The organism is Kosakonia sp. BYX6 (assembly GCF_038449125.1).
In the GTDB taxonomy this organism is placed as follows: Bacteria; Pseudomonadota; Gammaproteobacteria; order Enterobacterales; family Enterobacteriaceae; genus Kosakonia; species Kosakonia calanthes.
Genome location: NZ_CP151800.1, coordinates 1,933,034 through 1,945,194, shown reverse-complemented (window position 1 = coordinate 1,945,194; position 12,161 = coordinate 1,933,034). Strand labels below are relative to the sequence as shown.

8 protein-coding genes are annotated in these 12,161 nt (G+C 54.4%); 3 read left to right on the top strand and 5 right to left on the bottom strand.

Going from position 1 to position 12,161, the window contains the following annotated elements:
* Positions 1 to 16 precede the first annotated feature (16 nt).
* On the top strand, positions 17 to 1,141 hold the full coding sequence (locus AAEY27_RS09110) for an FkbM family methyltransferase (RefSeq protein ID WP_342324801.1): 1,125 nt from the start codon (positions 17 to 19) through the stop codon (positions 1,139 to 1,141).
* A gap of 36 nt (positions 1,142 to 1,177) precedes the next feature.
* Here the strand turns inward: AAEY27_RS09110 and AAEY27_RS09105 are convergent, their stop codons facing one another.
* Complete coding sequence (locus AAEY27_RS09105; RefSeq protein WP_342324799.1) at positions 1,178 to 2,329, bottom strand: DegT/DnrJ/EryC1/StrS family aminotransferase; 1,152 nt, start codon at positions 2,327 to 2,329, stop codon at positions 1,178 to 1,180.
* A 230-nt stretch (positions 2,330 to 2,559) separates the two neighbouring features.
* On the opposite strand from AAEY27_RS09105, the gene AAEY27_RS09100 reads away from it, so the two are divergent.
* Complete coding sequence (locus tag AAEY27_RS09100) at positions 2,560 to 3,393, top strand: methyltransferase domain-containing protein (RefSeq protein ID WP_342324797.1); 834 nt, start codon at positions 2,560 to 2,562, stop codon at positions 3,391 to 3,393.
* 212 nt (positions 3,394 to 3,605) lie between these two features.
* On the opposite strand, the gene AAEY27_RS09095 is transcribed toward AAEY27_RS09100, so the two are convergent.
* The 4 genes from AAEY27_RS09095 to AAEY27_RS09080 all read right to left on the bottom strand — a co-directional run bounded on the left by AAEY27_RS09095 (position 3,606) and on the right by AAEY27_RS09080 (position 10,504).
* The gene (locus AAEY27_RS09095) at positions 3,606 to 7,124 is read right to left on the bottom strand and encodes a glycosyltransferase (RefSeq protein ID WP_342324795.1); all 3,519 of its coding nucleotides are present in this window, start codon (positions 7,122 to 7,124) and stop codon (positions 3,606 to 3,608) included.
* A gap of 198 nt (positions 7,125 to 7,322) precedes the next feature.
* Positions 7,323 to 8,255 carry a flagellin gene (locus tag AAEY27_RS09090; protein WP_342324793.1) on the bottom strand — a complete coding sequence of 311 codons (933 nt, stop codon included), beginning with the start codon at positions 8,253 to 8,255 and terminating at the stop codon, positions 7,323 to 7,325.
* A 199-nt stretch (positions 8,256 to 8,454) separates the two neighbouring features.
* Positions 8,455 to 9,387, bottom strand: a complete 933-nt coding sequence (locus AAEY27_RS09085) for a flagellin (protein WP_342324792.1) — start codon at positions 9,385 to 9,387, stop codon at positions 8,455 to 8,457.
* Positions 9,388 to 9,571: 184 nt separating this feature from the next.
* Entirely contained in the window at positions 9,572 to 10,504 is a 933-nt protein-coding gene (locus AAEY27_RS09080; protein WP_342324791.1) for a flagellin, read from the bottom strand.
* Positions 10,505 to 10,745: 241 nt separating this feature from the next.
* Here AAEY27_RS09080 and fliD point away from each other — a divergent pair, with 241 nt between their 5' ends.
* Positions 10,746 to 12,158, top strand: coding sequence for a flagellar filament capping protein FliD (gene fliD, locus AAEY27_RS09075; protein ID WP_342324789.1), 1,413 nt, complete (start codon positions 10,746 to 10,748; stop codon positions 12,156 to 12,158).
* The last annotated feature ends 3 nt before the right edge of the window (positions 12,159 to 12,161 follow it).

Here is a 12,161-nt window from a genome sequence, read left to right as displayed (position 1 = left end):
TTCCCCGGAGACGGCAATGACCTCAATCGTCAATTTGATTTCTGCCACGCGCAACCATTTCGTTGATACCGTGGCGCGTATGCAAACCAATGGCGACCCCATTGTGTTGTGCGGTGCCGGTTACGCCGCGCAAGTGACCTGGGAATTTATGCAGCGCGAACACATGCGCGTCGATAAGGTCGCCATCGGCGGGAGCTACCTGCGCCCCGGCAGTGAATTTAACGGTTTCGCGCTGGAATCGTTTGAGGCGCTGGCGGCCTCAGGCAAAACGTTTAACTACATCATCGCCATGCAGTTTGCCGATGAGGCGCTGCTCACGAGTTTGCGCCAAAGCGCCAGCGAAATGCTGTTCTACGATTGCGCCTTTGTCGGCGTGAATACCAAAGCGTATTTCACTTTTGGCTGGTGCGAAGAACATCAACAGGCGCTGACCGCGCTGTATGACCAGCTTGGCGACGAGAGGTCGAAAGCCACCCTGCTCGCGTATCTGAACCAGCGCATTAGCGCGTGTGAAGGCGAATATGGCGCGCTTTACCATCCACAGCATTACTTTCCGCAAGAAATTATTGCGCTGGGTGATAACGAAGTGTTTGTCGATTGCGGCGCGTTCGACGGCGACAGCATCAAGGCGTTTGTCACTGCGCTCAAGCGCGACGGCGCGGGTGAGGCCGAAAAAATCTATGCCTTCGAGCCAGACAGCACCACCTTTGCCCAGTTGCAGCACAACACCGCCGACCTGCCGCAGTGCGCTCATTTTCAGGCTGGCGTGTGGAACGAAGCCACCACGCTCTATTTCAATGCGTCCAACTCGTTCTCGTCGTCCCTGAGCGACGCGCCCGTTGGCGATAAAATCGATCTGTTGAAAATTGATGATGTCACCGGCGGCAACCGCGTCAGCTTTATCAAGATGGATATTGAAGGCGCGGAACTCGCCGCATTGCAGGGCGCGCAAAACACCATTACGCGCTGGCAGCCGACGCTCGCCATCAGCCTGTACCACAAGCGCGACGATTTGCTGACCATTCCGCAATTCATTCAGCAGTTACACGGCGATTACCGTTTCTACCTGCGCGCCCACCATCCACGGCTGGCCTATGAAATGGTGCTGTATGCGGTTCCCGCGGCGAAGGTGAAAGCGTAAGACAAAAAAAGCGCTGGTTAACCAGCGCTTTTTTGTTCAGGCCACGTGTTGAACCGGGCTGGCGGGTTTTGCTCGGTTCAGGGCATGCTGGCGAATCACGTCAATCACGCGCTGCTGATCCGCTTCGGTTAAATCCGGGTAGATAGGCAAGCAGAGGATTTTCTCGGCGATCACATTCGCGGCGGGTAAGTGTTCTTCGGCAGCCGTCGGCAGATGGCGGTACATGGCGAAGGAACTGATTAGCGGGTAGAAATAGCGGCGGGAGTAAATCCCCTCCGCTTTTAACGCTTCGTACAAGGCATCGCGCGCCAGCGGATATTCGCCTTCCACCAATACCGGATAGTAGGCGTGGTTCCACTCGAAACGGTCGGCGGCATCAAACCAACTGATTCCCTCAACACCCTGAAGCCCTTCGCAATAGCGCTGATAAATCGCCTTGCGCGCCGCCAGTGCGCCATCAATGTATTTAAGCTGGAGCAGGCCAAACGCCGCTTCCATCTCGTTCATCTTGGCGTTGATGCCCGGTGCGACCACACGCGTTTCACCCGCGAAGCCGAAGTTTTTCAGGTAGTCGATGCGCTGTTTGGTGCGCGCGTCGTGGCAGATAATCGCCCCGCCCTCAAAGGTGTTAAACACTTTGGTGGCATGGAAACTCAACACCGACAAATCGCCATGATTGAGAATACTGGTGCCGTTCTGGCGCACGCCAAACGCATGAGCGGCGTCGTAAATCACTTTCAGCCCGTAGATATCGGCAATCTGCTGGATCTTCTCCACCTCGCACGGGATGCCGTAACAGTGCACCGGCATAATGGCGGTGGTCTGCGGCGTGATCAGCTCTTCGATACGCTCGGGGCTGATATTAAACGTCTGCGGGTCGATATCGGCGAACACCGGCGTCAAACCGTTCCACAGCAGGGTATGGGATGTCGCCACAAACGAATACGGCGTGGTGATCACCTCGCCTGTCACGCGCAGCGCCTGCAATGCGGTTAACAGCGCCAGCGTGCCGTTGGAAAACAGGCAAACATGCTTAACGCCCAGGTAATTCGCCAGCTCGTCTTCCAGTTGCTGATGAAAAGCGCCACCGTTGGTCAAAATACGGTTTTGCCAAATCTGCTCCATATAAGGAATAAATTCCTCAAGCGGAGGCAAAAGCGGACTGGTGACAAAGATGTTATCGGCCATAGGCGGACCTGCAGGATAAAGGGGTAGGCTTGCATCATAGCGAGGTGCGTTGCCTGCTTATCGGCAAAACAAAACCATTTTCATGGGCTAATTATTCTGTTGATGACGCAATCCCAGAAAAAGAGGGACAAAACGGCGGATATTTGGCGGCTGGATATGGGTGAAATATGTCAAATTCTTACATTATCGCGCCACGACTCTGCGCCCGCCGCTAACTACTCAGGACAGTTATGAAAATCAACACTTGCCTCATCTGTGATACGGAAATGAAATTCTATTTCCAGAAGGATAACTATTGCGCGCCATCGACCGAAAGCTTCACCCAGAAGCTGGTGCCGGTGCAGTTTTATGAGTGTCCGCACTGTGGCTTTTTAAGCTCGCAAACGCATAAAGCGTTGTCGCATGACGAATGGGAAAAGCTGAACACCGATTTTCACCACTACAGCGAAACCGGCGGTCGCGATACCACCGGCTTCAACCAGCCGCCGTATGCCGAGCAGGCGTTAATGATTGAACTGCTGGCGCGCAATAACATTATCGATACCAGCAACATGCTGGATTACGCCTCCGGCTATGGCACGCTGAGCCATATTCAGCGCAAGTATTTCAACCGCGAAATCCCATGCTACGACAAATATGTCCGCAACCCGGCACACCGCTATATCGATGAGCCGCAGAAGAAAGCCTGGTCAATGGTGATTAACTCCGCGATGTTCGAACATGTGCTGACGCGCCAGGATCTGGACGACGTTAACGCGCTGGTTTCCGATACCGGTTCCCTGCTGATCCACACGGTGGTGGTGGATCGCGTGCCGCAAGATCCAAACTGGTTCTATACCGATGTGCCCGTGCACACGGTGGTACATACCAATAAAAGTATGCAAATTTTGATGGACCAATGGGGTTACAAATCGTCGGTTTATAGCCCGAAAAGTAAATCCTGGGTGCTGCTGCGCCAGCCTTACAGCGAAATCAAACCGCTGATCGACAACATCAATAACGAGCTGCAAACCCTCTGGTTGTACGGTAAAGAGGGCTTTATGGATTATTGGAAAACCCGTTAAAAACAAAAAACGCCGGGAAACCGGCGCTTGAGAATGATGACCTGCCTGATGGCGCTGCGCTTATCAGGCCTACGCGCCACATGCCCGCCAATGCACCTGATTTTGTCCACGCCTGATGGCGCTTCGCTTATCAGGCCTACACAACTTATTGATATCACATAGCTTGTAGGCCGGGTAAGGCATCGCCGCCACCCGGCATAACCCCTTGTGGATCAGTCCGGCAACCAGGCTTTCGCCCACGCTGCAGCGGTGTCGGCGTTGTGCATCCAGTCGCGGAAAATCGTGGCTTGCAACGCCTGCCCCATTTGCGCGCTTTGCGACGGGTTATCAAGGTGGTAGCGAATCGCATCCGCCCAGTCTTTATACCGGTTACGCACGCGCGTCACGTCATTGATGGAGCGGTAGCATTCTACATCGCTGCAAATCACCGGCACGGCACAGGAGCCGTACTCCAGCAGACGCAAGTTACTCTTACAGGCGTTGAACAGGTTCTCTTCCACCGGCGCAATCGCCAGATCCAAATTGAGCGAAGCCAGCTTGCGTGGATAAAGTTCAATGTCCACGCCGCGATGGAACTCACGCACATACGGGCGCAGTTTTTCCGGACACATGCCGAAGAACACCCAATCCACTTCGTCGGCAAAGGCTTTGACCACATCGGCGACCATTTCCAGGTCACCCCGGTGGCTGGAACCGCCCGCCCAACCCACACGCGGCTTACGCCCCTGCCCGCGCAGGCTGGTTAAGCCTGACCACCAGTCGGCGGAAACGCGGTTCGGCATCACCACAATGTTGGAGTGCCAGGCGGAAAACGCATCGGCCAGCGGCTGCGTCGACACCACAAAGCGGTCCATAAAGTTAAGCGTCTTGCGCAAATTCTTCAGCGTGTCGCTGTCGAAATCCGACTTATGCTGGTTTTTCACCGGAATGTTCGGCAAGTAGTCATCCAGTTCAAAGACCATAAACACGTCGGTGCGCTTTTTCGCCGCACTCGCCCACGCCTGGAATTCCGGCGAGAAGTGGCGCTGGATAATCACGCTGTCCGGCTTATAGCGCGCCAGCGTCGGAATGCTCAGCAGCGCGGGGGATAATTTGCCATCCACGCACGCGTTTTCAACCATCGCTTCGAACGGTTTGATCATGCGGTAATACCCGCAACCCGCGTAGTCGCCCATGTGCGGAAGCACCACCGGCAGCGGGTTCCACGACAGGGGTCGCCAGCTCAGTTTGCTCTCCGGGCAGACCATAAACTGCTCGTTGCTAAGGGAAAGGTTAATGTTGTAAGCCGGGTCGTTGCTGATGATCGGCATCCAACGGGCGAACATCTCATCTTCTTCGCGCTCTTTACGTTCCCGGCGAGCCGCCGCTTCGCGCGGGGTTTCATCGGCTTTACGGCCCACGGTGCGTAACACCGCCGCCGACGGCGTCCAGACGGTGAACCACCCTTTCTGGCGCGCGCGCAGACAGAAATCGACATCCCACAGTGTGTCGAGCGTTTCGTCGAGGCCGCCCACGCTTTCAAAAATTGCGCGGTCAAACAGCATGAATTCGCCGGAAACTGCGCTGTAGTTTTGATCTGCGTGCAAGCGTCCCATGTAACTTTTGAAGCCATCATCGGTGCGGAAAAATGCTTCCCCCGCCACACCGTTCACGCCAAGCAAATACCCGGCGTGGCGCACGGTGCCATCGCTGTAAAGCTGTTTGCCACCAACGATCCCCACTTCGGGGCGCTGGCCGTGGTTAAGCATCGCGTTCAACCATTTGGGCTGAGTGATAACCAAGTCCGGGTGCAGCATGGCAATGTATTGCCCCTGTGCCAGCGCGAAAGCCTGGTTAACCGCGCGGGCATAAGTACCTACCCCGTCGCCTTTCAGCACTTTAATGCGCGTCGGGTCGATCTCTGACAAACCTTGCAGCCAGTTGTGCATCTCTTGCGGCGCGGCAGAATCCGCCACCACCAGCAGTTCATACTGTGTCCACTGCGTTTTTTCCACCACCGAGGTGACGCAGGTCACCAGCGGCGCAAGCTGCTGCCCGGCAGGAATAATGATCGACACCAGCGGCGTATCCGCGTGACCGTAGCCAATATGGTAATGGCCATAAATATCCACGGTAATTTCGGCGCGCCCATATCCACGGTTACGTAAATGGCGTTGCAGGATGCGTTGTTCCTGCTCTGGCGCGGCGATCGGCTGCATCGCCAGGAACAGCGGTTCTGCCAGGTGGCCCATCGGCGCGAAGCCCTGGCTTTCAATCAGTTTGATCAGCAGATCGAATTCAAATGCCGCGCCGGTGCTGGCATCGACGCCAAACTGGCTGATCACCTCGCCGCGCAAGAACCAGTTGCGCCCGAGCGAAAAAGGCTGGCTGAGAAACAGATCGAGGTTGAAGTCCGATTTGAATTTCACGCCAATGGCGCTGCCGTCGATGTTAAACACTTCATCGCCATAAATGGCCGACAGCGAATCAGCTTCAATCAACGTTGAAGCCAGCGACAGCAGGCCGGAATCATAAAATTCCCCGCCCGCCTGAAAGGCAATAAACCAGCCGCGCGGCATTTCACACGCCAGTTCTTCCAACGCGCGATGCACGCCCGCGAACTCGCCAATCGTGCGCACACCGTCAAAGGTGTCGTTGCTCAGCACCACCGGATGAATGCGCAAACCGCTATAGGTTTTTTGCGTTAATGAGGCGAGCGTTTTTTCAATATTGCCCGGCTGCCCGTCGCCACCATAAATCAGCACCGTCAAATCCGCCGTTTCAAAGGCCGCGTTGTGTTTATCCACCATGCGCTGCTGAACCGGCAGTAACTGGCGCTGTGCGATCCAGTCTGCCAATAGCGACTCTTTCACCCCGTTATCAATGTGGCTGCCGACATCCTGCAAAGCAAAGTGGGTTGGATCGCTCATCGGCGCGACGCGCACATGGTGGCGCGGCGTGGTTTCGGTATCGCCCATGTTGAGTTTTTTAATTAACTCCGGGAACGCTTTCAGGGTTTTGTCGGCGCGCGGATCGTCATCGCGTCCAAGCTGGCTAACCTGCTGGCGAGAAACGCGCAGCGCAGAAAGCGGCTTGACCAGGTACGCCAGGTTGCCCTTGCGCAGCAATTTCGCGTACAGCGTTAAGTCCGCGAGGAAGTGCATCACTTCGCCGTTCAGCGCGAACAGCCCATCCGGGTGGTTCAGCAAATCAATGAGATCGTCGCGGTACATTAATACCGTGCTCGGCTCCCCGATAAAGTTAACAATGCCGTGGAGCTGGAAGCTGATGACATCGCGCCCGTTGAGAATCGCATCGCTTTTTACTGCGGCGGTCGTCGCGTTAATGTCCGCTAACGCTTCGCCGTGAACGCCAATCCGGCGGCGGCGCGACGTGGCAAGGCGCACGGAAGCATCGCTTTCCATCGCCTTGACCAGCGAAGAGACGCAGTCCGGCTCAAGGGTGTCGTCGTCGAACAAAAACTTGATGTACTTGCCCTTTGCCAGCCGAATGCAGGTTTCAACGTTTTGGTTATCGCCCAGCGCCGGTTGGTTATGAATATAGGTCAGCGGAAAAGGTGAATGCTCTTTGTTACGTTCGACAATGCGCTCAATATCGTTGGTCGGGCAATCATCAGAAATAATAATTTCAAGGTTGTCATAATCTTGCGACAACGCGCAGCGTAGCGTTTCTTCAAACCAGGAGGATTTATAGCTGGGGATGACAAGGCTAACGAGTGCAGATTGCGGCATAACAGTATTCCCAATAATGGTCGACAGACACCGCATGCACCGGTATCCACATATTACAGGAAACGATACTGCATTGACGGCGCGCCAATCCGCGTAAAAAACGGGTAAAAATAGCGGTTTCCTGACGTTTACCTTTGGGGGAGCGGCAGGCAAAAAAAAACCCGGCGGCGCCGGGTTTCAGAAATGTGCGTTTTACAATTAACGCAGCAGGGACAGCATGGTCTGCGGAACCTGGTTGGCCTGTGCCAGTACGGAAGAACCCGCCTGCTGCAGGATCTGCGCGCGGGACATGTTCGACACTTCCGTCGCGTAATCAGAATCCTGAATACGGCTGCGGGCAGAAGACAGGTTGTTCACCGTGTTGTTCAGGTTAGTGATGGTGGATTCGAAACGGTTCTGGGACGCACCCAGCAGGCTGCGCTGAGAGTCAACCGCTTTGATTGCCGCATCGATGTCTGCCAGCGGAGTGGAGCCAGAAGCTGCACCGCTCGCGCCACCAGTGACAGAACCTTTCAGTACGTCGAAGCCAACCGCTTCAGTAGTACGTGCAGTACCGTTGACAGTGTCGCCAGAGGTCATGGCTTTGGTGTTCAGGGTGGTGCCTGAAGAACCGGCAGCGGCCAGGTTGTAGCTGTCGCTGGAGCTGATGGCGATGCTGATTTTTTCGCCGTCTTTAGAACCAACCTGGAAATCGTAGCTGCTTGAACCGGAACCGGTGTTCAGCACTTTGATGCCGTTGAAGTCGGTCTGGTTGGTGACACGGTTCACTTCTTCCATACGCTGGTTAACTTCAGCCTGGATGGAGTCGATATCGGACGCGGAGTTGGAGCTGTTCTGCGCCTGAACGGTCAGGTCACGGATACGCTGCAAGTTGTTGTTGATTTCGCTCAGCGCGCCTTCAGCGGTCTGAGACAGAGAAATGCCGTCGTTCGCGTTACGGGCAGCAACGGTCAGACCGTTGATGTTGGACGTAAAACGGTTAGCAATCGCCTGACCCGCAGCGTCGTCTTTCGCGCTGTTGATGCGCAGACCGGAAGAGAGACGCTCAATCGAGGTGCCCAGAGAAGACTGTGATTTAGTCAGGTTGTTCTGGGTCATCAGCGACAGGGTGTTAGTATTAATAACAGCCATGATAGTTATCCTTCAGTGAGAAATTTATATTCCGGTATGCGCCAGAGGCTTCATCACCGTCATGATCATTATCGACGGCCTTACAGAACTCTTTAGTGTTTTTTCTATTTTTTGAACAATTTTCGTCGAAAAAACACACAGATCACAAAATAAAAAAGCGCCGACAAGCGGCGCCTTTTTTGTACAACTCAATTTGCGATTAACGCAGCAGGGACAGCATAGTCTGCGGAACCTGGTTGGCCTGTGCCAGTACGGAAGAACCCGCCTGCTGCAGGATCTGCGCGCGGGACATGTTCGACACTTCCGTCGCGTAATCAGAATCCTGAATACGGCTGCGGGCAGAAGACAGGTTGTTCACCGTGTTGTTCAGGTTAGTGATGGTGGATTCGAAACGGTTCTGGGACGCACCCAGCAGGCTGCGCTGAGAGTCAACCGATTTGATTGCCGCGTCGATATCAGCCAGCGGAGTGGAGCCAGAAGCTGCACCGCTCGCGCCGCCAGTGACGGAACCTTTCAGTACGTCAAAACCAACCGCTTCAGTAGAACGTGCAGTACCGTTGACGGTATCACCAGAGGTCATGGCTTTGGTGTTCAGGGTGGTGCCTGAAGAACCGGCAGCGGCCAGGTTGTAGCTGTCGCTGGAGCTGATGGCGATGCTGATTTTTTCGCCGTCTTTCGCGCCAACCTGGAAATCGTAGCTGCTTGAACCGGAACCGGTGTTCAGCACTTTGATGCCGTTGAAGTCGGTCTGGTTGGTTACGCGGTTCACTTCTTCCATACGCTGGTTAACTTCAGCCTGGATGGAGTCGATGTCAGATGCGGAGTTGGAGCTGTTCTGCGCCTGAACGGTCAGGTCACGGATACGCTGCAAGTTGTTGTTGATTTCGCCCAGCGCGCCTTCAGCGGTCTGGGAGAGAGAAATACCGTCGTTCGCGTTACGGGCAGCAACGGTCAGGCCGTTGATGTTAGACGTAAAGCGGTTAGCAATCGCCTGACCTGCGGCGTCGTCTTTTGCGCTGTTGATGCGCAGACCGGAAGAAAGACGCTCGATGGAGGTGCCCAGAGATGACTGTGATTTAGTCAGGTTGTTCTGGGTCATCAGCGACAGGGTGTTAGTGTTAATAACGGCCATGATAGTTATCCTTCAGTGAAAAATTTATATTCCGGTAAGCGCCAAAGGCTTCATCACCGTCATGATTGTTATCGACGGGTTCAACCAACTCTTTAGGGATTTTTTCTTTTTTTCTGCGGCTTTTTCACGCACATAAAAAAAGCGCCGACAAGCGGCGCTTTTATGCGATCTGCGTAATAAAGGATTAACGCAGCAGGGACAGCATGGTCTGCGGAACCTGGTTGGCCTGCGCTAGCACAGAAGAACCCGCCTGCTGCAGGATCTGCGCGCGGGACATGTTCGACACTTCCGTCGCGTAATCAGAGTCCTGAATACGGCTGCGGGCAGAAGACAGGTTGTTCACCGTGTTGTTCAGGTTAGTGATGGTGGATTCGAAACGGTTCTGGGACGCACCCAGCAGGCTGCGCTGAGAGTCAACCGCTTTGATTGCCGCATCGATGTCTGCCAGCGGAGTGGAGCCAGAAGCTGCACCGCTCGCGCCGCCAGTGACGGAACCTTTCAGTACGTCGAAGCCAACCGCTTCAGTAGAACGTGCAGTACCGTTGACTGTATCGCCAGAGGTCATGGCTTTGGTGTTCAGCGCAGAACCAGAAGAACCGGCAGCGGCAAGGTTGTAGCTGTCGCTGGAGCTGATGGCGATGCTGATGGTTTCGCCGTCTTTCGCGCCAACCTGGAAATCGTAGCTGCTTGAACCGGAACCGGTATTCAGGACTTTGATGCCGTTGAAGTCGGTCTGGTTGGTTACACGGTTCACTTCTTCCATACGCTGGTTAACTTCAGCCTGGATGGAGTCGATGTCGGACGCGGAGTTGGAGCTGTTCTGCGCCTGAACGGTCAGGTCACGGATACGCTGCAAGTTGTTGTTGATTTCGCCCAGCGCGCCTTCAGCGGTCTGAGACAGAGAAATGCCGTCGTTCGCGTTACGGGCAGCAACGGTCAGGCCGTTGATGTTGGACGTAAAGCGGTTAGCGATCGCCTGACCCGCAGCGTCGTCTTTTGCGCTGTTGATACGCAGACCGGAAGAAAGACGCTCGATGGAGGTACCCAGAGAAGACTGTGATTTAGTCAGGTTGTTCTGGGTCATCAGCGACAGGGTGTTAGTATTAATAACAGCCATGATGTAATTCCTTAAAAAAAGTTATCAGATTCAGGCATCTGCCCACGGTTTTCTCACCGTTACCCAGATTATCGACCGTCATTTGGCAACCTTTAGGGAAAAAGATCATTTTTTTAAAGCCAGAAACTGCCCGCTATTCTCCCGCTTTATTTCGCCATTGTTTTATAAAAAACCCTCTAATCTTTTCAACATCGCTGCCGATACTGTCCACAGTGATTGTCTAAAACTGAAGGATGAAGATATGGCAAGTATAAGTTCGCTCGGCGCAGGCACCAGCCTGGATCTCAATACGTTGTATGACAATTTGCAGACGGCTGAACAGACGAAGCTGACGCCAATTACTACTCAGCAGACTTCGTATAAAGCAAAACTGACGGCATGGGGCGTGGTGCAAACCTCCCTGACCAAACTACAAACAGCAGCAGATGCGCTGAAAAACACATCAGCCATTGCCGGTACAAAAGTCTCCAGCACCAACACGGCGTTTAGCGCCGCGCTGGATAATGACGCAGCGGCGGGGACTTATTCCGTTGAAGTTACGTCACTGGCGGCTTCGCAGTCTCTGCTGAGCCCGAAAGTGGCAAGTAAAGATACCGATCTGGGCGACAGCAGCTTGAGCTCTCGCACGATCACCATTACGCAGCCGGGGCAAGACGACCCGATGACAATTACCTTGTCGAGCGATAAAACCAGCCTCGCGGATATGCGCGATGCGATTAACGCCAAACAAGGCAGCGTGACCGCCAGCATTATTAAAGCGGATGACAACAGTTATTACCTGGCACTGACCTCGCGTGATAGCGGTACGACTAACCAGATGACAATCACCACGGATGATTCGGAACTGGCGAAGTACATTAGCTATGACTCGACCAATACCAGCAGCGCCAGCAATGTGATGACGCAGCAGGTTGCCGCATCCGATGCCAAAGTGAAAATCAACGGCATCGAGATTACGCGTAGCAGCAACACCATCACCGATGCGCCGGAAGGCGTAACGCTGACGCTGAACAAGCTGACAACATCAGCAGAAACGTTGTCGGTAACTAAAGATAACGCGCCGATGACCGCGGCGGTGCAGGCGTTTGTTGATGCCTATAACTCGCTGCAAACCACCATTGCCAACCAGACCAAATACACGGCGGTGGATCAGGGCAGTGACGCGCAGGACACCTCGAACGGCGATCTGCTGGGCGACGGCACACTGCGTAACATTCAAACGCGTCTGCGTTCGTTGTTGTCAACATCGCAGTCGGGCGACGGCAGCTATTCCATCCTGTCGCAGTTGGGTATTACACAGGATACGTCGGGCAAACTGACCGTTGACAGCACCAAGCTTGATAAGGCGCTGAGCGAGAAAAACGCCGACGTGATTACGTTCCTGTCTGGCGACGGTAAAACCACCGGGTTCGCCACGCAGGCCAGCAATTTGCTGAGTGACATTTTAGGCACCGACGGCAGCGTACAGAACGCGACGGACGGCATTAACAAGACGCTGAAGCAGCTTGCCGCCCAGTACACCTCGGTGAATGATCAGATTACCGCCACCATGGCACGCTATAAAACGCAGTTTACAAGTTTAAGTCAGTTGGTTTCCTCCCTGACTACCACAGGGAACTACTTGACTCAGCAGTTTAATGCGATGAGTTCATAAACC